Below are 20,877 nucleotides of genomic sequence, written 5' to 3'. Positions count from 1 at the left end.
CGTGAGCTTCGGTGACACGCGCCGCCTGAGCTGCGGCATCGAGCGCGACGTAGAAATCAAAGAAGTAGAGCATGATGTCGTCCGAAAACCGCTCCACATTTTTCGGCATCGTGCTCTAGCGGAGAATCAGGCATGGCCTCGGCTGCTGAACAACTAGCCTCCAATCTGAATTTCGCGGCCTTCGCCAAGGCCGAGGATCTCAAGAAGCGCATCTGGTTTACCATCGGCGCGCTGCTCGTCTACCGCCTCGGTACCTATATCCCGCTTCCCGGCATCAACCCCGATGCTTTTGCCCAGGCCTTCTCCTCGCAGAGCAAGGGCGTGCTCGGCATGTTCAACATGTTCGCCGGCGGCGCCGTGCAACGCATGGCGATCTTCGCGCTGGGCATCATGCCCTACATCTCCGCCTCCATCATCATGCAGCTGATGACCTCGGTCATCCCGTCGCTGGAAACGCTGAAGAAGGAAGGCGAGCAGGGCCGCAAGATCATCAACCAGTACACGCGTTACGGGACCGTGCTCCTGGCGCTGATCCAGGCTTACGGTATTTCGATCGGCCTCGAGGGCGGCAACGGCATCGTCAACGATCCCGGCATGTTCTTCCGCATCTCGACAGTCGTCACGCTCGTCGGCGGCACCATGTTCCTGATGTGGCTCGGCGAGCAGATCACCGCGCGCGGCATCGGCAACGGCATTTCGCTGATCATCTTCTCCGGCATCGTCGCGGGCCTGCCGCGTGCGATCTCCGGCACGCTGGAACTCGGCCGTACCGGCGCGCTATCGACGGGCCTCATCCTCGCGATCATCGTGCTGGCCATCATCGTCATTGCGCTCATCGTCTTCTTCGAACGCGCGCAGCGCCGCCTGCTCATCCAGTATCCGAAGCGCCAGGTCGGCAATCGCATGTTCCAGGGCGATACCTCGCATTTGCCGCTGAAGCTCAACACCTCCGGCGTCATCCCGCCGATCTTCGCGTCCTCGCTGCTGCTTCTGCCGGCCACCGTGGCGGGCTTCTCGCAGGCGACCAACCTGCCGGCCTGGGCAAGCACGATCCTCGCTTCGCTCGGCCACGGGCAGCCGCTTTACATGATCTTCTATGCGGGCATGATCGTCTTCTTCGCCTTCTTCTACACGGCGATCGTCTTCAACCCGAAGGACACGGCCGACCAGCTCAAGAAGCACTCCGGCTTCATCCCGGGCTATCGTCCGGGCGAGCGTACCGCCGACTATATCGACTATGTTCTGACGCGCGTAACCGTCATCGGCGCCATTTACCTGGTGCTGGTCTGTCTGCTGCCGGAGTTCCTGATTTCGGCGACTGGCGTACCTTTCTACCTCGGTGGCACATCGCTTCTGATCGTGGTCAGTGTCACGCTCGATACGGTGGCGCAGATTCAGGGTCACCTGATCGCGCACCAGTATGAGGGCCTGATCAAGAAGTCGAAGTTGCGCGGGGGGAAGAGGAGCAGATGAGGCTGATTTTGCTTGGGCCGCCAGGAGCGGGCAAGGGGACACAAGCACAAAGACTGGTTGAAAAACACGGCATCCCCCAGCTCTCGACGGGTGACATGCTGCGTGCCGCCGTCCAGGCCGGAACCGAGGTCGGCAAGCGTGCCAAGGCGGTGATGGATGCCGGTGAGCTGGTCTCGGATGCGATCGTCAACGCCATCGTCGCCGAGCGCATCGATCAGCCGGATTGCGCCAAGGGGTTCATCCTCGACGGCTATCCGCGCACGCTGGTCCAGGCCGACGCGGTCGAAGCCATGCTTGCCGAGCGCGGCATAGCGCTCGACAGCGTCATCGAGCTCGTCGTCGACGACAAGGCGTTGGTTGGCCGAATCGTCAAACGCGCCGAGGACGCCAAGGCCGCCGGCCAGCCGGTGCGCAAGGACGACAACCCGGCGGTGTTCGAAGAACGCCTGCGCGAATACTACAAGAAGACGGCGCCGCTGATCGGCTACTACTACGCCAAAGGTAGGCTCAAGACCGTCGACGGCATGGCCAGTATCGATGCGGTGACCGCAGAGATCGGCAAGGCCCTCGCGGCTGCGGTGAAGTAGACCGGGCCGACAATTAAAGATTGCGCTTGACTAGGATGGGCCGTTGGGGTATGGCGGCCCGTCTTCCTATCAGGCATGGACTTTGCTTGCCCTTGCGGGCAAGGCATCCGCTTTGAACCAGGAAACTCCCGCAAGGGCCGGCCTCCACCGGACGCGGGGCAACTTCGACAGCGCCGGCTTGTCCGGCCCAAATGGAGAAAGAGAAGAAAATGGCTCGTATAGCCGGCGTCAACATTCCGACCAACAAGCGCGTCGTCATCGCGCTTCAGTACATTCACGGCATTGGCAAGAAGTTTGCCCAGGAGATCGTCGACAAGGTCGGCATCCCGGCGGACCGCCGCGTCAACCAGCTGACCGACGCGGAAGTGCTGCAGATCCGCGAGACGATCGACCGCGACTACCAGGTCGAAGGCGACCTGCGCCGCGAAGTCTCGATGAACATCAAGCGGCTCATGGACCTCGGCTGCTACCGCGGCCTGCGTCACCGCCGCTCGCTGCCGGTCCGCGGCCAGCGCACGCATACCAACGCCCGCACCCGCAAGGGCCCGGCCAAGGCGATCGCCGGCAAGAAGAAGTAATTGAGCGAATAGCGAGTAGCGGTTAGCGAGTAGGGGACCCTATTCGCTATTCCCTACTCACTACTCGCTTTTCCAAGGTGGAGCCGCTGGCATTACGGCGGTGTAGAGATCAACTGAAAGGAATACCATGGCCAAGGAAGCCGCTCGTGTTCGCCGTCGCGAACGCAAGAACATTTCGTCGGGCGTTGCCCACGTCAATTCGACCTTCAACAACACCATGATCACCATCACCGACGCGCAGGGCAATTCGATCGCCTGGTCGTCGGCCGGTGCCCAGGGTTTCAAGGGTTCGCGCAAGTCGACCCCGTTCGCAGCCCAGATGGCTGCCGAGGACGTCGCCAAGAAGGCGCAGGAACACGGCATGCGCATGCTCGAGGTCGAGGTCTGCGGACCCGGCTCCGGTCGTGAATCGGCGCTCCGCGCGCTGCAGGCGGCGGGCTTCACCATCACCTCGATCCGTGACGTGACGCCGATCCCGCACAATGGCTGCCGTCCGCGCAAGAAGCGCCGCGTCTGATTTTTTAAACGCCGCGCGAACGCCAAGGCGTTCCTCCGCGGTTTTCCGTGTCGCCCGCCACGATTGGATGGTGGCGGGGCAAAGGAAGGAAGACTTTTATGATCCAGAAAAACTGGCAGGAACTGATCAAGCCGAACAAGATCGAGTTCTCGTCGAAGAAGAAGACGCTGACCACGCTGGTGGCCGAGCCGCTCGAACGCGGCTTTGGCCTGACGCTGGGCAACGCGCTGCGGCGCGTGCTTCTGTCTTCGTTGCGCGGCGCGGCTGTCACCGCCGTGCAGATCGACGGCGTGCTGCATGAATTCTCGTCCATCGCGGGCGTGCGCGAGGACGTGACCGACATCGTGCTCAACATCAAGGAAATCGCCATCCGCATGGAAGGCGATGGCCCCAAGCGCATGGTCGTGCGCAAGCAGGGCCCGGGCGCCGTGCTCGCCGGCGACATCCAGACGGTCGGCGACGTCGAGATCCTCAACCCCGACCACGTGATCTGCACGCTGGACGAGGGCGCCGAGATCCGCATGGAGTTCACCGTCGACACCGGCAAGGGCTATGTGCCGGCCGAGCGCAACCGCGCCGAGGACGCGCCGATCGGGCTGATCCCGGTCGACAGCCTCTATTCGCCGGTCAAGAAGGTCTCCTACAAGGTCGAGAACACCCGCGAAGGCCAGGTTCTCGACTATGACAAGCTGACCATGACGATCGAGACCAACGGCTCGATTTCGGGCGAGGACGCGGTCGCGTTCGCCGCCCGCATCCTGCAGGACCAGCTTGGCCTGTTCGTCAACTTCGACGAGCCGCAGAAGGAAGTCGCCACCGAAGCCGTCACCGAGCTCGCCTTCAACCCGGCGCTGCTCAAGAAGGTCGACGAGCTCGAGCTTTCGGTGCGTTCGGCCAACTGCCTGAAGAACGACAACATCGTCTATATCGGCGACCTGATCCAGAAGACCGAAGCCGAGATGCTGCGCACCCCGAACTTCGGCCGCAAGTCGCTGAACGAGATCAAGGAAGTGCTGGCGGCCATGGGCCTCCATCTCGGCATGGAAGTGCCGGACTGGCCGCCGGAAAACATCGAAGACCTCGCCAAGCGTTACGAAGACCAATATTGAGCATGAATTCCAAGGATCGGCGGCGAGGGCCGCTCGATCCGACGGTCATGCGGAAAACCATCAGAGGCCGTGGCCTCTTGAACAACTGAAGAAGGAAAAGAGCCATGCGCCACGGTTTCAAAGGCCGTCGTTTCGCCCGCAGCATCAGCCACCGCAAGTCGATGTTCGCCAATCTCGCCGTGTCGCTGATCGAGCACGAGCAGATCGTCACCACCTTGCCGAAGGCGAAGGACCTGCGTCCGATCGTCGAGAAGCTGGTGACGCTCGGCAAGCGCGGCGACCTGCACGCCCGCCGCCAGGTGATCGCGCAGATCGGCAATGAAGGCGTCGTCAAGCGCCTGTTCGAGACCATCGCCCCGCGCTACGCCACCCGCAATGGCGGCTATCTGCGCATCATGAAGGCGGGCTTCCGCAAGGGCGACAACGCCGCGATGGCGGTGATCGAATTCGTCGATCGCGATACCTCGGCCAAGGGCGCCGCCGACCGCGCCCGCATAGAGGCTGAGGGCGCCAACGAGGAAGCCGCGGCTGCCTGAGGTCGCTGTTTCGCCAATGACTTCGAGGGGCCTACGGGCCCCTTTTTGCATTTGGAGCAGGTTTGAGCGGGGTGAGCGAATTTCACGCCCAGGCTCAAGCTTTTGCGCGACAAGTGTCGCATTTGTGTGCATTAGCCTTTCATTCTGCACATTCATCGAGACAATGGCGCCCTATCTGGAGGGATTCGAGAATGCACATCAAACGACTGTTTCTTGTTGCCGCGCTGGCGGTCTTCGCCGCGGCACCGGCCGCAAGACAGGCTTTTGCCGAGGACGCCGCCAAGCCGGCCGATCCGGGCCTCTCCGACGTGCTGACCGATCTCTTGCATGGCGTCGAAGGCGAGAACGGCACGTCCGGCCCCGACAAGCGCGTGCCGTTCGGCCGCGAGGAGGTGCAGCTCTCCTTCGCGCCGCTGGTCAAGCAGACGGCGCCGGCCGTCGTCAATGTCTATGCCTCGCAGACCGCAAAGGTGACGTCACCCTTCGAAGGCGATCCCTTCTTCGAGGAGTTCTTCGGCCGTGCCCAGCCGCGCGCGCAATCCTCGCTGGGCTCCGGCGTGCTGGTCGATCCGAGTGGCGTGATCGTCACCAACTTCCACGTCATCAAAGATGCCGACGAGGTGAAGGTCGCGACCGCCGACGGGCGCGAGTTCACCTCAAAGGTCATGCTCAAGGACGAGACGCTCGATCTCGCCGTGCTCAAGATCTCGGCCGACAAGCCGTTTCCGGTGATTGCCATCGGCGATTCCGACGCGCTTGAGGTCGGCGACCTTGTGCTCGCCATCGGCAATCCGTTCGGTGTCGGCCAGACCACCACCAGCGGCATTGTCTCGGCACTCGCCCGCAGCCATATCGGCGTTTCGGATTCGGGCTATTTCATCCAGACCGATGCCGCCATCAATCCTGGCAACTCCGGCGGCGCTCTGATCAACATGGGCGGTCAGCTGGTCGGCATCAACACGGCCATCTACAGCCGCAGCGGCGGTTCGATCGGCATCGGCTTCGCCATTCCTTCGAACATGGTTCGCGCCTTCGCCGACGCCGCCAAGGCCGGGCTCGACTTCTTCGAGCGTCCCTATATCGGTGCGGAATTCGAACTGGTGACGCCGCAGATCGCAGAGTCGCTCGGCATGGAGAAACCCACCGGCGCATTGGTGTCGTCCGTGGACGCGGCCGGGCCGGCGGGCAAGGCGGGGCTCAAGGCCGGCGACGTCATCCTGTCGCTCAACAACACGCCGGTCGAAAGCATTGAGGCGCTCGACTATCGCATGGCGACGCTGTCGATCGGCACCAAGGCGACCTTCGCCGTGCTGAGCAAGGGGCAGCAGGCGACGCTGGAAATCGCGCTCGAGCGCCCGCCGGAAGGCGCCAAGCCCAGCGAGGTCACCTTGCGTGGCCGCAGCCCCTTTTCCGGCGCCAAGGTGGCGGAACTGTCGCCCCGGCTTGCCCAGCGGCTTGGCCTTCGCACCGACCTCAAGGGCGTCACCGTCATCGATATCAGCCACGATTCGCCGGCCGCCGATTTCGGTTTCCAGCCGGGCGATATCGTGCGCGAGGTGAACGGCACCACCATCGAGACCGCGGCGACACTGGCGCAGGTTGCCCAGCAGGACACGCGCTGGTGGCGCTTTACCGTTGAGCGCGGCGGGCAGATACTGCGCCAGGTGTTGCGTTATTGAGGCGATCTGCCCATTTAGAGCATGATCCCGAACTGAAGGCCCGCGTAGCAAAAAGTGGGGACCGGTGTTCGGATAAGATCATGCTCTCAAAAGAGCGGAACCGCGTTTCAACCAAAAGACTTGCATGGCCGATCTGTTCAGTTCCGATGAACCGGAGAAGGCGCCGCCCGGGCGGCCGCTGGCCGATCGGCTGCGCCCCAAGAACCTCGGCGAGGTCGTCGGGCAGGAGCATCTGACCGGACCTGACGGCGCGCTGACCAGGTTGATCGATTCGGGTTCGCTCGGCTCGATGATCTTTTGGGGTCCGCCCGGTACCGGCAAGACGACAGTGGCGCGGCTGCTCGCCGGCGAGACCAACCTTGCCTTCGAGCAGATCTCGGCCGTGTTTTCCGGTGTCGCGGACCTCAAGAAAGTGTTCGAGGCGGCCAAGCTCAGGCGCTCCAACGGCCGCCAGACGCTGCTCTTCGTCGACGAGATCCATCGCTTCAACCGCGCCCAGCAGGACGGTTTTTTGCCGGTGATGGAAGACGGCACGGTGGTGCTGGTCGGCGCCACGACGGAGAACCCGTCCTTCGAACTGAATGCCGCGCTTCTGTCGCGCGCGCGCGTGCTGGTGTTCCGTTCGCTGGGTGAGGACAGCATCGCCAAGCTTCTGGCCCGGGCGGAAGAAACCGAGGGCAGGGCGCTGCCGCTTGACGAAGAAGCGCGCGCCATGTTGATCCGCATGGCGGATGGCGACGGCCGCGCCTCGCTGACGCTGGCCGAGGAAGTCTGGCGCGCCGCCAAGAAAGGCGAAGTGTTCGGGCCGGAAGGCCTGCAGCGCGTCATCCAGCGCCGTGCGCCGATCTACGACAAGGGCCAGGACGGCCATTACAATCTGATCTCGGCGCTGCATAAATCGGTGCGCGGCTCCGATCCGGATGCCGCGCTTTATTACCTCGCCCGCATGTTCGATGCCGGCGAGGATCCGCTCTATCTCGGCCGCCGCCTCGTGCGCATGGCGGTGGAGGATATCGGGCTCGCCGACCCACAGGCGCTTGTCGTAGCCAATGCGGCCAAGGACGCCTATGACTATCTTGGCTCGCCAGAGGGCGAGCTCGCCTTTGCCCAGGCCGCCGTCTATCTCGCCACAGCGCCGAAATCGAACGCCGTCTACACTGCCTTCAAGGCCGCGACCGCGGCAGCCAAGGAGTTCGGCTCGCTGCTGCCGCCCAAGCACATCCTCAACGCGCCGACCAAGCTGATGAAGCAGGAGGATTACGGCGCCGGCTATCGCTACGACCATGATGAGCCGGAGGCGTTTTCGGGACAGGACTATTTTCCGGAGAAGATGGGCCGGCGCACTTTCTATGATCCGCCGGAACGCGGTTTCGAGCGCGATATCCGCAAGCGGCTGGAATACTGGGCGAAGCTGCGCGGCGAACGGAACAGCTGAGTTGCACGGCCCGGCGGTCGGCACGCTTCGTCGCGAAGCCGCACCAATGGTGGATCACACCTGCCGCGGCATTGTGCCGGGAAACAAAAAATCCTATCAAGACGCACGGCTGGCGGGGGTCGCCGTGATGTTGTCCCATGGAACAGGATCGCGCTCCCGCGCGAATGACAATGACAAAGCAAACCGTCAAGACGCTCCGCAAGGCCGCCATCGCCGTCGTAGTTCTCGCGCTCGCCTTCTACTTCATCCCGATCCTGACCACCATTTGGGTCGTCTGCGGCCTGATCGATGTCATGCGCAACGACCAGAAGAACCAGAACCTGTTCGAGCGCTACTTCCTCGGCAATGGCCTGTTCACCTGGCTGTTGTCGCCGTTCAACCTGATCGTCGACCTTCTCAGCTACCGCAACCCCGGCGTCTGGAAGCCCGAGCAGTTCCCCGAGGACTATCAGCGCGAAATCAACGAGGTGCTGGGCGTCTTCAAGGCGCGCAAGGACGAGATCATCGCCGATATCGATGCCAATTTCGGCGCCGGCCGCCGCGGCATGTATGTCTACCAGTGGTACGGCAAGCACAAGATCGACAACGTCCCCGAATTCAACAAGGATTACAAATACATCAAGACGATCGCGGTATCCGTTTTCAGCAAGCGCGAATCGACGTCCTGGCACTTCGGTCCGCTCCGGCTCAGCCTGCGCATCCTCTACAATCTGATACCGGTGAAGGCCGAGATCTTCGTCCAGTGCGGCAGCAAGAAGAACTACTGGTACGACAATCCGCTGTTCATCTTCGACGACACGCTGTTCCACCGCTCGGTCAACGAATATGACGGCCGACGCTACTGCGTCTTCGTCGACATCATCCGCCCGTCTCCGTTTCCGCGGCTGATCGCGGGCCTTCTCGCCATCGTCTCCGTCAGCGTGGAGCGCATCAATTCTGTCTTCTACAAGAACTGGAAGATGATCGGCTCGTCCAAGCCGAAGGCGGCCGCCAACTGACCACGGCGGAACCTCGCATCGATCCGCCTTAAACCAACGTCCAATGGCGCGGAGGAGCCGCGACCGTTAGGACTCCGGCACAATTCCAGGACATGCATAGCGATTTTCGTCCGGAATTGCGCAGGATCAAATCCGCTTGCCGGCCAGCGTTCTATCGAAGCTGAATTGCCATTGGCAGCGGAATTGTCTAGCGAGCATGACGACGGAGCGGCAGGAGGTTCCGCTCACCGGGAGGATTAGGTTGATTGGACGGCAACCAGCCGTGCACGCGGACCAGGTCCAGGCCTCGGTCGCCAAGAGCGACGCAGCCCATTCGGCGGTCGTCGCCTCGTGGCGGCGGTCCCTCCAATTGCACGGCCTGGACCCTGCGGCACGCACGGCGCCGAGGCGGCTGACCGAAGGCGAGCTCGGGCTCACGAGGCAACGCATGGAGCGGCTGATCCGCGCGGCCGAACCCAGCCTCAATCGGCTCTATCTCGCCGTGGGCGGCGTCGGCTGCTGCGTCATGCTGGCGGATCGCGACGGCATCCCGGTCGAGCGCCGGGGCGCGGTCGCGGACGACGAGACATTCGATGAATGGGGCCTGTGGACCGGCACCGTCTGGAGCGAGGACAGCGAAGGCACCAACGGCATCGGCACCTGCATCGCCGACCAGCGCGCTCTGACCATCCACCGCGATCAGCATTTCTTCTCCCGCAACACGCTGCTGAGCTGCACCACGGCTCCGGTCTATGACCATGAGGGCAATCTGGCGGCGGCGCTCGATGTCTCGTCCTGCCGGTCGGACCTGACCGAGGGCTTTGTGCAGCTCATCGCGGTCGCGGTCGGCGACGCCGCGCGCCGGATCGAAGCGGAAAATTTCCGCATGGTGTTTTCGGATGCCCGCATCTTGCTCGCACCCGTCACCGAGCGCAGCGCCGGTGCTCTGATAGCGGTCGATTCGGATGATCTTGTGATCGGTGCGACGCGCTCTGCCCGTCTTGGTCTCGGCATAACGCGGGAAGCGCTGGCGAGAGGACTGCTTGCCACCGATATTCTCGGCGACTGCGCAAAGACCGCTGAGGATTTGGACGATGCCGAGCGTGGTGTGGTTCAGCGGGCGCTGGCGCGCGCCGGCGGCAACGTCTCGGCCGCCGCGCAGAACCTCGGCATCTCCCGCGCCACCCTGCATCGCAAGCTCGCCCGCTTCGACATTCGCCGCCCGCATTGATTGCAGACCCGACTGTCGCAGTTCTGCGACAGTCGGGCGCCACGATCATCCAGCCCCGGGATGACAAACCTGAGCCCATCCGCAACCCTTCCTCCATAGCGCCGCATCCCGCGGCGTGCTCATTGGGAGGCAGTGATGAACAAGGTGGAATTCTCGCGCACGGCCAAGGTTCCTTTCGCCAAGCGCTATGACAACTTCATCGGCGGCAAATGGGCGGCGCCGCTCTCCGGCAGATATTTCGACAACATCTCGCCGGTCACCGGCCGGCCGCTCTGCGAGATCGCCCGGTCGGACGCCAATGACATCGAGGCCGCGCTCGATGCCGCCCACAAGGCCAAGGACGCCTGGGGCAAGACCAGCCCCGCCGCCCGCGCGCTGATCCTCAACCGCATCGCCGATCGCATGGAAGACAATCTCGACCTGCTGGCGCTGGCCGAGACCTGGGACAATGGCAAGCCGATCCGCGAGACGACCGCCGCCGACCTGCCTCTGGCCATCGACCATTTCCGCTATTTCGCCGGCGTGCTGCGCAGCCAGGAAGGCTCGATCTCCGAAATTGACCACGACACCGTCGCCTACCACTTCCATGAGCCGCTCGGTGTCGTCGGCCAGATCATTCCGTGGAACTTCCCGCTGCTGATGGCGGTGTGGAAGCTGGCGCCGGCGCTCGCCGCCGGAAATTGCGTGGTGCTGAAGCCCGCCGAGCAGACACCCGCCACGATCATGCTGTGGGCCGACCTTATCGGTGACCTCTTGCCCGAAGGCGTGCTCAACATCGTCAACGGCTTCGGCCTGGAGGCCGGCAAGCCGCTGGCCTCGTCGAACCGCATCGCCAAGATCGCCTTCACCGGCGAGACCACCACCGGCCGCCTGATCTCGCAATATGCCAGCCAGAACCTCATTCCGGTCACGCTCGAGCTTGGCGGCAAGTCGCCCAACATCTTCTTCCAGGACGTGACGGCCGAAGACGACGATTTCTTCGACAAGGCGATCGAGGGCTTCGTCATGTTCGCGCTCAACCAGGGCGAGGTCTGCACGTGCCCCAGCCGCGCGCTGGTGCACGAGAAGATCTACGACAAGTTCATCGAGCGCGCGCTGAAGCGTGTCGAGGCAATCGTCCAGGGCGATCCGCTCGATCCCGCCACCATGATCGGCGCGCAGGCCTCGAGCGAGCAGTTGGAAAAGATCCTGTCCTACTTCGACATCGGCCGCCAGGAAGGCGCCGAGGTCTTGACCGGCGGCGAGCAGAACCATCTGCCGGGCGACCTTGCCGGCGGCTACTATGTCAAGCCGACCGTGTTCAAGGGCAACAACAAGATGCGCATCTTCCAGGAGGAGATCTTTGGACCCGTCGTGTCCGTGACGACCTTCAAGGACGATGACGAGGCGCTGTCGATCGCCAACGACACCCTCTACGGCCTCGGCGCCGGCATCTGGAGCCGCGACGCGAACCGCTGCTACCGCTTCGGCCGCGCCATCCAGGCCGGACGTGTCTGGACCAACTGCTATCACGCCTATCCGGCGCATGCCGCCTTCGGCGGCTACAAGCAGTCCGGCATCGGCCGCGAGACGCACAAGATGATGCTCGACCACTATCAGCAGACCAAGAACATGCTGGTCAGCTACAGCCCGAAGAAGCTCGGCTTCTTCTGATCCTCCCAGGCGAAGAGGAGGGCGCGGCCCACCCGCGTCCTCCCGTCAGTCGAGGAGGATTTGATGGACAAGCCTTCATTGGGCAAGGTGTCGGCCACGCCGGAGGCCGAGGCGCTGCTTGCCGAGATCATCGCCGATCACGGCCCGGTTCTGTTCCATCAGTCCGGCGGCTGCTGCGACGGCTCGTCGCCGATGTGCTACCCGCATGGCGAGTTCATGATCGGCGACAATGACGTGAAATTGGGCGAAATCGGCGATACGCCGGTCTATATCGGCGCCTCGCAATATGAGGCGTGGAAGCACACCGATCTCATCATCGACGTGGTGAAGGGCAGGGGCGGCATGTTCTCGCTCGACAATGGCCGCGAGAAGCGCTTTCTGACGCGCTCGACCATCTGCGCGGTGCTTACGCCTTCGGGCAATTGATCAGGCGACGTTTGGGGTAATTATCGCGCTTTGTTGGGCCTTTGGCTCGCAACCTGTTCGCCTTAGTGCTATGGCGCCGCTTTCGAACGGAAAAGCAAAGCCATGGCGGGTGTTGAACAGATCACGGTTGAGGCCGGCGAGGCGGGCATGCGGCTCGACCGCTGGTTCAAGGTTCATTATCCGGGCCTCGGCTTCGGCCATCTGCAGAAGTTGCTTCGGTCGGGGCAAATCCGCGTCGATGGCGGCCGGGTGAAGGCTGACACGCGTGTGGAGCCCGGCCAGTCTGTCCGCGTTCCGCCGCTCGACGTCGATAAGAAGGGCGATGCGCCGCTCACCGGCCACTCGATCCGCAACCAGGGCGATGCCGACGTGCTCGCCAAGATGCTTCTGCATGAGGACCCGAAGGTCTTCGTCTTCAACAAGCCGGCCGGCCTGGCGGTCCAGGGCGGCTCCGGCGTCACCCGCAATGTCGATGATATGCTGGAAGCCTGGCGCAACCAGAAGGGCGAGAAGCCGCGCCTCGTCCATCGCCTCGACCGCGACACATCCGGCGTGCTGGTGGTTGCCCGCACCCGTCTTGCCGCGATGAAGCTTTCGGAAGCGTTCCGCGCGCGCGAAACCAAGAAAACCTACTGGGCGCTGGTCAAGGGCGTGCCGCCCAAGCGCGAGGACAAGATCTCGACCTGGCTGATCAAGGAGCCGACGGAGGATGGCGACCGCGTGCGCGTGGCCGCGCATGGCGAGAAGGGCGCCGACCACGCCGTCTCCTACTACCGCGTCATCGAGCAGGCGGCGCAGACGATGACCTGGCTGGAGATGGAGCCCTATACCGGCCGCACGCACCAGCTTCGCGTTCACGCGGCCTACATAGGTTGCCCGATCATCGGCGATCCCAAATATTTCGAGGCCGATACCAACTGGGATTTCCCGGGCGGCATTCAAAACCGCCTGCACCTGCATGCGCGTCGCATCATCATCCCGCATCCCGACCATGGCGTCATCGACGTCACGGCGCCGATGCCGCCGCATATGCGCCAGAGCTGGAACCTGATCGGCTTCGACGACCAGAGCGCGGAAGACTGACTTGGCTGTCGCCCCCGCATTGGACAGACGCGATGCAGTCGATATGACGGCGGCGGCCATCATGGTCGGACTGACCTTTTCCTGGGGGCTGAACTATGTCGCCGCCAAAGTCTCCTATGCAGGCTATGATCCCGTCTTCGTCTCGATCGCACGTTCGCTCATCGGGGGAGCTTGCGTGTTCGCCTGGTGCCGGCTGCGCGGCATCAAGCTCTTCGAAGCGGATCGGACGCTGGCCGCCGGCATCGTCGTCGGCGTGCTCTTCGGCGTCGAGTTCCTGTGTCTCTATATCGGCCTCGAATACACGACCGTTGCCCGCAACACGCTCTTGGTCAACACCATGCCGTTCTGGGTGCTGATCGGCGGACATTTCCTGCTTGGCGAGCGCATCAATGCGCGCAAGCTCGGTGGCCTTGTTCTCGCCTTCTGCGGCCTGGCGGCGGTCTTCTCCGACGGCATCACTGCCGGCAGCGGCGCGACACTGACCGGCGATCTGCTCAGTCTCGGCTCAGGCGTTCTCTGGGCGGCGACCAGCATCGTCATCAAACGATCGAGGCTGGTCGACACGCGCGCGGAGAAACTGCTGCTCTATCAGCTGGCCGGCGCCGCCGTCGTCGGCCTGCTGGTGATGCCTTTCGCCGGCCCGCCCATCCGCGCGCTTGCGGTCCTGCCGACACTGGCGCTGCTGTTCCAGTCTTTCTATATCGTCGCCTTCACCTATGTGTTGTGGTTCTGGCTGCTCACGCGCTATCCGGCGGCCGGCTTGTCGAGCTTCGCCTTTCTGTCGCCGGTGTTCGGCGTCCTGTGCGGCGCGGTGCTGTTGGGCGAGCTGCCGACGACCAGGATTTTCCTGGCGCTCGGCCTGATTGCCGCCGGCCTGATCATCGTCAATCGCCCGGCGCGCAGACAGCCCGCACCATAGATCAGCTCGCTGAACGGCAAGCTGCCCTATCTCTTCCATGTTGACGCGATTGCGGACGCAAAACCGCTTCACACTTTTCCTCAAATTGCTTTAAGGAGTTCGGCATGCGCGACATCCTCGAAGACCTCGAAGCCGGTAAGCTGCTTTCGGATCCCGATCCTGTGCGCCGCGCCCAGATCCAGATGAAGACGCCGCTGCCGAAGCGTTTCTACAAGGTTGTTTCGGTGGTTCCTGTCGAGAACGGCTTTGCCGTTCATCTCGACGGCCGCCCCGTGCGTACGCCGGGCAAGGCTGTGATGGTGCTGCCGACCGAAAAGGCTGCAGCACTCGTGGCCGCTGAATTCAGCGCGCAAGGCGAGGTCATCGATCCCGTGACGATGCCGGTCATGCGGCTGGTGAACACCGCCATCGACGGCGTCGCCTCCGATCCGCAGGCGGTGCTGGAGGATATCCTGCGCTTCGCCTCGTCCGATCTTCTTTGCTACCGCGCCGACGGCCCGCAAGGCCTGGTCGATCGCCAGAACAAGCACTGGGACCCGGTGCTGGACTGGGCGCGCGGCCATCTCGGCGCGCGCTTCAACCTTGCCGAAGGCGTCATCCATGTCGAGCAGCCGCGCGAGACAATCGCGGTCCTCGGCGCGCATCTTGGCCAGCGCTCGGAGCCGATGCGGCTGGCCGCCATCCATGTCATGACCGCGCTGACCGGCTCGGCGCTGCTGGCTTTAGCGGTCGATTTCGGCGAACTCGACGGCGAGGAAGCGTGGGCCGCCGGCCATGTCGACGAGGACTGGCAGATCGAGCATTGGGGCCAGGATGCGGAGGCCACGGCGCGCCGCTTGGCGCGCAAGCGCGACATGATGGCGGCGGTCAGCCTGCTCGAGGCACTACAGGCCAAAGCAATTCCAGGAAAAGTGCGTAGCGGTTTTCCGTCCGGAATTGCGTAAACAAAACCTGGAGTGGGTCGGCAATCTCCAGAGCCGAGCCACTCCACGCCTTCGCACTGCACCTAATACCAAAGTCATAATCCCATTGTCGCGGTGCCTTTCGCGCGCCCTTTCTGTCATTTTTTCCTTCGTTGGCTGCGTTTTCGAGTCTGCGTTCGCAGGAGCGCGGACGGTGGCGCGCAGCCATCGAGGACAGACGGGATTTCACGGGAGGATACATCAATGGCAATGGCCTCAACCGCCGGCAGAACCAGCCGCGGCATGACGCGGGAGGAGAAGAAAGTCATCTTCGCCTCCTCGCTCGGCACCGTTTTCGAATGGTACGATTTCTATCTCTACGGCTCGCTGGCCGCCTTCATCGGCTCGACCTTCTTCAGCCCGGCGATTCCCGAGGCGACGCGCAACATCTTCGCGCTGCTTGCCTTTGCCGCCGGCTTCCTTGTCCGTCCGTTCGGCGCGCTAGTGTTCGGCCGGATCGGCGATCTCGTCGGCCGCAAATACACCTTCCTCGTCACCATGACGATCATGGGCCTGTCCACCTTCCTGGTCGGCCTGCTGCCCGGCTATGCCAGCTGGGGCATCGCGGCGCCCGTGATCCTGATCGGGCTGCGCATGCTGCAGGGCCTTGCGCTTGGCGGCGAGTATGGAGGTGCCGCTACCTATGTCGCCGAGCACGCGCCGGACGACCGACGCGGCTATTACACGTCCTGGATCCAGACCACGGCGACGCTCGGCCTGTTCCTGTCGCTGATCGTCATCCTGATCGTCCAGGGCTCGCTCAGCAAGGAGACCTACGCCAGTTGGGGTTGGCGCATCCCCTTCGTCGTCTCGTTCCTGCTGCTCGCTATTTCGATCTGGATCCGGCTGTCGCTTTCGGAGTCGCCGACCTTCCAGCGCATGAAGGAGGAAGGCAAGGGTTCGAAGGCGCCGTTAACGGAAGCTTTCGGCCAGTGGAAGAACGCCAAGATCGCCCTTCTGGCGCTGCTCGGCCTTACCGCCGGCCAGGCTGTGATCTGGTACAACGGGCAGTTCTACGCCCTGTTCTTCCTGCAGAACGTGCTGAAGGTCGACGCATGGTCGGTCAACGTCATGATCGCTATCGCGCTGGCCGTCGGCTCGATCTTCTTCGTCGTGTTCGGCTGGCTGTCGGACAAGATCGGCCGCAAGCCCATCATCATGGCCGGGCTTGCATTGGGCATCGTCTGCACCTTCCCGTTGTTCAAGGCGCTGACCTGGGCCGCCAATCCGGCTCTGGCCACCGCGCAGCAGAACACCCGCGCGACGGTGACGGCGGCGCCCGGCGACTGCAAGTTCCAGTTCAATCCTGTCGGCACGGCGAAGTTCACGACATCCTGTGATATCGCGACGTCGTTCCTGACCAAGAACTCGGTGCCTTACGACGTCGTTGCGACGGCGGCGCCCGGCACGGCGGCCACGGTCAAGATCGGCAATGAGACGGTGGCGTCCTATGACGCCGTTGCCGCTGGCGATCAGGCCAAGGCCAAGGAGGCGGCCTTCCAGAAAGCCGTGAACATGTCGTTGCGGGACGGCGGCTATCCGCTGAAGCGCGCAGCAGCCAAGGTGCCGGATCAGAAGCTCGACGCCTTCATCGCGGCCAATCCCGAGCTCAAGCTCGATGCCGCGGCTATCCGTGGCGGCGAAAAGGCGACGGTTCCGGCCGACAAGGCGATCGCCGACAAGCTGCTGACCAAGGACGAGGCGGCGGGTGCACCCGAAGTCACCGTCTACAACATCCCGGGCGGCGGTCCGTTCGCCATGACTGCCGATCCGGCAGCCATCAACTGGCCTCTCACGATCGGCATCCTGTTCATCCTGGTGCTGTTTGTGACCATGGTCTATGGGCCGATCGCGGCCATCCTGGTCGAGATGTTCCCGACCCGCATTCGCTACACCGGCATGTCGCTGCCCTACCACATCGGCAATGGCTGGTTTGGCGGTCTGCTGCCGGCAACGGTGTTCGCGCTCAGCGCCTACAAGGGCGATATCTACTACGGTCTCTGGTATCCGGTGATCATCGCGGCAATGTCGCTTATCATCGGCATGATCTTCGTCAGGGATACGCTCGGCACAGACCTGCACGCCAAGGAATGACCCGGGTCATCCCGCTCAAACAGAAAGCCCGGCGTGAGCGATCACGCCGGGCTTTTTTCATGCCGAATTGGCAGAAAGCTCAGCTCAGCTCTTGCGCTGCTGGTTCTCTTCCTCGATTGCCGCTTCATGGTACCAGCCGTCGAAGTCGGCGTGCTCGCCGCGAAGCGCTGCAAGTTCTGCCGCGAATTTGGCCTTGGCGCCTAAATTTGAGGCAGACTTGCGTGCTGCGAGCGGGAACAGCAGGACTTTTGCCGACGGCTGCGATGGCGTGACTTGCATTGCCGATCTCCTCGTCTTTTCAGGAGCGTACCGATTCACCTTCCCATCAAAATATGCCCTGCGATTCCTTTAGGCAATATGCTTACAAAAAGATCAGCAAATGCCTATTTTATAAGCAAAATCGGCACCTGAACGATCCCGTCGCATTGCTGAGACGGCTCAACAAAATCAACGCGTTGCCATGACCATTTTGCCGCACCCCGCGAAGGCCGAGTGGCATATGAATTGCTTTTTGACCGTCGGCAGGCCGGCTCGAGCCGGCCGAGCGTCGCCACCAATTGGCGGTGATCAAGCAACGAGAGGCTCTAGAATGACCAAATACAAGCTCGAGTATATCTGGCTGGACGGCTACACACCGGTCCCCAATTTGCGCGGCAAGACCCAGATCAAGGAATTCGCCGAGTTCCCGGCGCTCGAGCAGCTGCCGCTATGGGGCTTCGATGGTTCCTCCACGAACCAGGCCGAGGGCCGCAGCTCCGATTGCGTGCTGAAGCCGGTCGCGCTTTATCCGGACCCGGCCCGCACCAACGGCATTCTGGTCATGTGCGAAGTCATGATGCCCGATGGCGTCACCCCGCATGAATCCAATAGCCGCGCGACCATCCTCGACGACGAGGATGCCTGGTTCGGCTTCGAGCAGGAGTATTTCTTCTACAAGGACGGCCGTCCGCTCGGCTTCCCCGAGAGCGGCTATCCGGCCCCGCAGGGCCCGTATTACACCGGCGTCGGCTACAAGAACGTCGGCGACGTTGCCCGCCAGATCGTCGAGGAGCATCTCGACCTTTGCCTCGCCGCCGGCATCAATCATGAAGGCATCAACGCCGAAGTGGCCAAGGGCCAGTGGGAATTCCAGATTTTCGGCAAGGGCTCCAAGAAGGCCGCCGACCAGATCTGGATGGCGCGCTACCTGCTGCTGCGCCTGACCGAAAAATACGGCATCGACATCGAGTTCCACTGCAAGCCGCTCGGCGACACCGATTGGAACGGCTCGGGCATGCACTGCAACTTCTCGACCAAATATATGCGTGAAGTCGGCGGCAAGGCCTATTTCGAGGCGCTGATGGCGCAATTCGACAAGAACCTGATGGATCATATCGCGGTCTACGGCCCAGACAACGACAAGCGCCTGACCGGCAAGCACGAAACCGCGCCGTGGAACAAGTTCTCCTACGGCGTCGCCGACCGCGGCGCTTCGATCCGCGTTCCGCACTCCTTCGTCAAGAACGACTACAAGGGCTACCTGGAAGACCGTCGCCCGAACTCGCAGGGCGACCCCTACCAGATCGCCTCGCAGGTGCTGAAGACGATCTCGCAGGTCTCGACCGCCGCGGTTTCGGCTGCCGCCTGATCTCCTCGCTTGCTAGGGGCGCAGGCCCCCGGCACGATGAGCACACTAGGAAAGCCCCCACGGAAACCCACTGGGGCTTTTTGCATGGGATAAGCCGGCAATACAGGTCCGCCTGCCGCCGTCAGGTGGCAATGACGTCACGCGATTTGAGCGCTGCCGCCATATCTTGGCGTGGGGCAGGGCGGGCGTGCGGTTCCCGTGGCGGTTGACAAAGGCGATAAAGATGTTGCCGGAGAAATGCGAGCCGATAGCGCCCGCACGCGCCAGACCGAGCGGCACGCGCCGCGCCAGCGCGAAAATCCGTCTTCTGAAATGAAAAGCCCTTGGAAGGGAGTGCCTTCCAAGGGCGGAATTTTCTATCCGATCAGAAGCTTAGACCGAATAATACATGTCGTACTCAACCGGGTGCGGGGTCATTTCGAAGCGCATGACCTCAGCCATCTTGAGCTCGATATAGCTGTCGATCTGATCGTCGTCGAAGACGCCGCCGGCCTTCAGGAAGCCGCGGTCCTTGTCGAGGTTCTGCAGCGCTTCGCGCAGCGAGCCGCAAACGGTCGGGATCTTCTTCAGCTCCTTCGGCGGCAGGTCGTAGAGATCCTTGTCCATCGGCTGTCCAGGGTGGATCTTGTTCTTGATGCCATCGAGGCCGGCCATCAGCATGGCGGCGAAGCCGAGATAGGGGTTCGCGCCCGGATCGGGGAAGCGGACCTCGACGCGCTTCGACTTCGGCGAGTTGCCGAACGGAATGCGGCAGGAAGCCGAGCGGTTGCGCGCCGAATAGGCGAGCAGCACCGGCGCCTCATAGCCCGGCACCAGACGCTTGTAGGAGTTGGTCAGCGGGTTGGTGAAGGCGTTGATCGCCTTGGCGTGCTTGATGATGCCGCCGATGTAATAGAGGCAGCTCTCCGACAGGCCGGCATATTCGTTGCCGGCGAAGGTCGGCTTGCCGCCCTTCCAGATCGACTGGTGGACGTGCATGCCCGAGCCATTGTCGCCGAACACCGGCTTCGGCATGAAGGTGGCCGTCTTGCCGTAGGCGTTGGCGACCTGGTGCACGACATACTTGTAGATCAGCATCTTGTCGGCGTTGCGTACCAGCGTGTCGAACTTGATGCCGAGCTCGTGCTGCGCGGCGGCGACCTCATGGTGGTGCTTTTCGACGCGCACGCCCATTTCGGCGAGCACGGTCAGCATCTCGGAACGCATGTCCTGGCAGGAATCGATCGGCGGCACCGGGAAATAGCCGCCCTTGATGCGCGGACGGTGGCCGAGATTGCCGGTCTCGTAGTCGGTGTCGTCGTTGGAGGGCAGTTCGGTCGAGTCGAGACGGAAGCCGGTGTTGTAGGGGTCGGCCTTGTACTTGACGTCGTCGAACACGAAGAATTCGGCCTCGGGACCGACATAGATGGTGTCGCCGATGCCTTCCGCCTTCATGTAGGCCTCGGCCTTCTTGGCGGTGCCGCGCGGATCGCGGTTGTAAGCCTCGCCCGAAATCGGATCGAGGATGTCGCACAGGATGACCATGGTCGACTGGGCGAAGAACGGATCCATATGGACGGTATCGGTGTCCGGCATCAGCACCATGTCGGACTCGTTGATCGCCTTCCAGCCGGCGATCGAGGAGCCATCGAACATGACGCCGTCGGCGAACATGTCTTCCTCCACCTCGACGACATCCATCGTCACATGCTGCAGCTTGCCCCGCGGATCGGTGAAGCGCAGGTCGACGAATTTCACGTCGTTGTCCTTGATCTGCTTCATGATGTCTTTGGCTGTCGTCATGTCATTTCTTCCCTGTGTGATGACGTCCGGAAATGGATTGTAGGTTTTGGTCAGATGGCGTCGATGCCGGTCTCGCCCGTGCGGATGCGCACGACTTCCTCTATGTTGGAGACGAAGATTTTTCCATCGCCGATGCGGCCGGTCTGCGCCGCCTTGCGGATGGCCTCGATGGCGCCTTCGACAGCCTCGTCGCCAAGCACCACCTCGAT

Annotated in this window: 20 protein-coding genes; 17 read left to right on the top strand and 3 right to left on the bottom strand. The window is 62.8% G+C overall.

Annotated features, from left to right (window positions below; genetic code table 11):
- The first annotated feature begins 132 nt into the window (after positions 1-132).
- The 16 genes from secY to FJ419_RS23440 all read left to right on the top strand — a co-directional run bounded on the left by secY (position 133) and on the right by FJ419_RS23440 (position 17,259).
- Complete coding sequence (gene secY, locus FJ419_RS23515; RefSeq protein ID WP_140544879.1) at positions 133-1,473, top strand: preprotein translocase subunit SecY; 1,341 nt, start codon at positions 133-135, stop codon at positions 1,471-1,473.
- Complete coding sequence (locus FJ419_RS23510) at positions 1,470-2,060, top strand: adenylate kinase (protein WP_140698698.1); 591 nt, start codon at positions 1,470-1,472, stop codon at positions 2,058-2,060. The genes secY and FJ419_RS23510 overlap by 4 nt, the downstream gene beginning before the upstream one ends.
- Positions 2,061-2,269: 209 nt before the next feature.
- A complete protein-coding gene (gene rpsM, locus FJ419_RS23505; RefSeq protein WP_027170351.1) occupies positions 2,270-2,638 on the top strand; it encodes a 30S ribosomal protein S13 in 369 nt (122 codons plus the stop codon).
- Positions 2,639-2,765: 127 nt separating this feature from the next.
- Positions 2,766-3,155, top strand: a complete 390-nt coding sequence (rpsK, locus tag FJ419_RS23500; RefSeq protein WP_006205444.1) for a 30S ribosomal protein S11 — start codon at positions 2,766-2,768, stop codon at positions 3,153-3,155.
- A gap of 98 nt (positions 3,156-3,253) precedes the next feature.
- The gene (locus tag FJ419_RS23495) at positions 3,254-4,264 is read left to right on the top strand and encodes a DNA-directed RNA polymerase subunit alpha (protein ID WP_027170350.1); all 1,011 of its coding nucleotides are present in this window, start codon (positions 3,254-3,256) and stop codon (positions 4,262-4,264) included.
- 104 nt (positions 4,265-4,368) lie between these two features.
- Complete coding sequence (gene rplQ, locus FJ419_RS23490) at positions 4,369-4,800, top strand: 50S ribosomal protein L17 (RefSeq protein WP_140544883.1); 432 nt, start codon at positions 4,369-4,371, stop codon at positions 4,798-4,800.
- 191 nt (positions 4,801-4,991) lie between these two features.
- On the top strand, positions 4,992-6,479 hold the full coding sequence (locus FJ419_RS23485; protein ID WP_140698695.1) for a DegQ family serine endoprotease: 1,488 nt from the start codon (positions 4,992-4,994) through the stop codon (positions 6,477-6,479).
- 124 nt (positions 6,480-6,603) lie between these two features.
- Complete coding sequence (locus FJ419_RS23480) at positions 6,604-7,914, top strand: replication-associated recombination protein A (RefSeq protein WP_140544887.1); 1,311 nt, start codon at positions 6,604-6,606, stop codon at positions 7,912-7,914.
- A 170-nt stretch (positions 7,915-8,084) separates the two neighbouring features.
- A complete protein-coding gene (locus FJ419_RS23475) occupies positions 8,085-8,912 on the top strand; it encodes an aspartyl/asparaginyl beta-hydroxylase domain-containing protein (RefSeq protein ID WP_095765500.1) in 828 nt (275 codons plus the stop codon).
- A gap of 262 nt (positions 8,913-9,174) precedes the next feature.
- Positions 9,175-10,122 carry a helix-turn-helix domain-containing protein gene (locus tag FJ419_RS23470; protein ID WP_246679322.1) on the top strand — a complete coding sequence of 316 codons (948 nt, stop codon included), beginning with the start codon at positions 9,175-9,177 and terminating at the stop codon, positions 10,120-10,122.
- Positions 10,123-10,257: 135 nt separating this feature from the next.
- Positions 10,258-11,775 carry an aldehyde dehydrogenase gene (gene adh / locus FJ419_RS23465; RefSeq protein ID WP_140698689.1) on the top strand — a complete coding sequence of 506 codons (1,518 nt, stop codon included), beginning with the start codon at positions 10,258-10,260 and terminating at the stop codon, positions 11,773-11,775.
- Between the two features lie 63 nt (positions 11,776-11,838).
- A complete protein-coding gene (locus tag FJ419_RS23460) occupies positions 11,839-12,201 on the top strand; it encodes a DUF779 domain-containing protein (protein WP_140698686.1) in 363 nt (120 codons plus the stop codon).
- Positions 12,202-12,303: 102 nt separating this feature from the next.
- Positions 12,304-13,284: an RluA family pseudouridine synthase gene (locus FJ419_RS23455; RefSeq protein WP_140544911.1), complete on the top strand. Its 981-nt coding sequence runs from the start codon at positions 12,304-12,306 to the stop codon at positions 13,282-13,284.
- A gap of 43 nt (positions 13,285-13,327) precedes the next feature.
- A complete protein-coding gene (locus FJ419_RS23450; RefSeq protein ID WP_140698918.1) occupies positions 13,328-14,203 on the top strand; it encodes a DMT family transporter in 876 nt (291 codons plus the stop codon).
- 104 nt (positions 14,204-14,307) lie between these two features.
- Positions 14,308-15,147: an ATP12 family chaperone protein gene (locus FJ419_RS23445; protein WP_140698683.1), complete on the top strand. Its 840-nt coding sequence runs from the start codon at positions 14,308-14,310 to the stop codon at positions 15,145-15,147.
- Positions 15,148-15,369: 222 nt separating this feature from the next.
- Positions 15,370-17,259, top strand: coding sequence for an MFS transporter (locus tag FJ419_RS23440; RefSeq protein ID WP_140698680.1), 1,890 nt, complete (start codon positions 15,370-15,372; stop codon positions 17,257-17,259).
- 84 nt (positions 17,260-17,343) lie between these two features.
- Here the strand turns inward: FJ419_RS23440 and FJ419_RS23435 are convergent, their stop codons facing one another.
- A complete protein-coding gene (locus FJ419_RS23435; RefSeq protein ID WP_140698677.1) occupies positions 17,344-17,538 on the bottom strand; it encodes a DUF2735 domain-containing protein in 195 nt (64 codons plus the stop codon).
- 310 nt (positions 17,539-17,848) lie between these two features.
- Here FJ419_RS23435 and FJ419_RS23430 point away from each other — a divergent pair, with 310 nt between their 5' ends.
- Positions 17,849-18,886: a glutamine synthetase beta-grasp domain-containing protein gene (locus tag FJ419_RS23430; protein WP_140698674.1), complete on the top strand. Its 1,038-nt coding sequence runs from the start codon at positions 17,849-17,851 to the stop codon at positions 18,884-18,886.
- Between the two features lie 372 nt (positions 18,887-19,258).
- Here the strand turns inward: FJ419_RS23430 and glnA are convergent, their stop codons facing one another.
- Both glnA and FJ419_RS23415 read right to left on the bottom strand, forming a co-directional pair.
- Positions 19,259-20,668 carry a type I glutamate--ammonia ligase gene (gene glnA / locus FJ419_RS23420; protein WP_095765489.1) on the bottom strand — a complete coding sequence of 470 codons (1,410 nt, stop codon included), beginning with the start codon at positions 20,666-20,668 and terminating at the stop codon, positions 19,259-19,261.
- A 50-nt stretch (positions 20,669-20,718) separates the two neighbouring features.
- Positions 20,719-20,877: P-II family nitrogen regulator (locus FJ419_RS23415; RefSeq protein WP_140698671.1), on the bottom strand; the 159-nt coding region annotated here is incomplete at its 5' end.

The sequence above is a fragment of the Mesorhizobium sp. B2-6-2 genome, assembly GCF_006440615.1.
Classification (GTDB): Bacteria; Pseudomonadota; Alphaproteobacteria; order Rhizobiales; family Rhizobiaceae; genus Mesorhizobium.
The sequence above is the reverse complement of the archived record's forward strand: the minus strand, read 5'-3'. Positions and strand labels throughout refer to the sequence as shown.

Bases quoted from the DNA above. Each gene is read 5' to 3' on its own strand.
- secY (WP_140544879.1), top strand. From the start codon at position 133: ATGGCCTCGGCTGCTGAACAACTAGCCTCCAATCTGAATTTCGCGGCC.
- FJ419_RS23510 (WP_140698698.1), top strand. From the start codon at position 1,470: ATGAGGCTGATTTTGCTTGGGCCGCCAGGAGCGGGCAAGGGGACACAA.
- rpsM (WP_027170351.1), top strand. From the start codon at position 2,270: ATGGCTCGTATAGCCGGCGTCAACATTCCGACCAACAAGCGCGTCGTC.
- rpsK (WP_006205444.1), top strand. From the start codon at position 2,766: ATGGCCAAGGAAGCCGCTCGTGTTCGCCGTCGCGAACGCAAGAACATT.
- FJ419_RS23495 (WP_027170350.1), top strand. From the start codon at position 3,254: ATGATCCAGAAAAACTGGCAGGAACTGATCAAGCCGAACAAGATCGAG.
- rplQ (WP_140544883.1), top strand. From the start codon at position 4,369: ATGCGCCACGGTTTCAAAGGCCGTCGTTTCGCCCGCAGCATCAGCCAC.
- FJ419_RS23485 (WP_140698695.1), top strand. From the start codon at position 4,992: ATGCACATCAAACGACTGTTTCTTGTTGCCGCGCTGGCGGTCTTCGCC.
- FJ419_RS23480 (WP_140544887.1), top strand. From the start codon at position 6,604: ATGGCCGATCTGTTCAGTTCCGATGAACCGGAGAAGGCGCCGCCCGGG.
- FJ419_RS23475 (WP_095765500.1), top strand. From the start codon at position 8,085: ATGACAAAGCAAACCGTCAAGACGCTCCGCAAGGCCGCCATCGCCGTC.
- adh (WP_140698689.1), top strand. From the start codon at position 10,258: ATGAACAAGGTGGAATTCTCGCGCACGGCCAAGGTTCCTTTCGCCAAG.
- FJ419_RS23460 (WP_140698686.1), top strand. From the start codon at position 11,839: ATGGACAAGCCTTCATTGGGCAAGGTGTCGGCCACGCCGGAGGCCGAG.
- FJ419_RS23455 (WP_140544911.1), top strand. From the start codon at position 12,304: ATGGCGGGTGTTGAACAGATCACGGTTGAGGCCGGCGAGGCGGGCATG.
- FJ419_RS23450 (WP_140698918.1), top strand. From the start codon at position 13,328: ATGACGGCGGCGGCCATCATGGTCGGACTGACCTTTTCCTGGGGGCTG.
- FJ419_RS23445 (WP_140698683.1), top strand. From the start codon at position 14,308: ATGCGCGACATCCTCGAAGACCTCGAAGCCGGTAAGCTGCTTTCGGAT.
- FJ419_RS23440 (WP_140698680.1), top strand. From the start codon at position 15,370: ATGGCAATGGCCTCAACCGCCGGCAGAACCAGCCGCGGCATGACGCGG.
- FJ419_RS23435 (WP_140698677.1), bottom strand. From the start codon at position 17,538: ATGCAAGTCACGCCATCGCAGCCGTCGGCAAAAGTCCTGCTGTTCCCG.
- FJ419_RS23430 (WP_140698674.1), top strand. From the start codon at position 17,849: ATGACCAAATACAAGCTCGAGTATATCTGGCTGGACGGCTACACACCG.
- glnA (WP_095765489.1), bottom strand. From the start codon at position 20,668: ATGACGACAGCCAAAGACATCATGAAGCAGATCAAGGACAACGACGTG.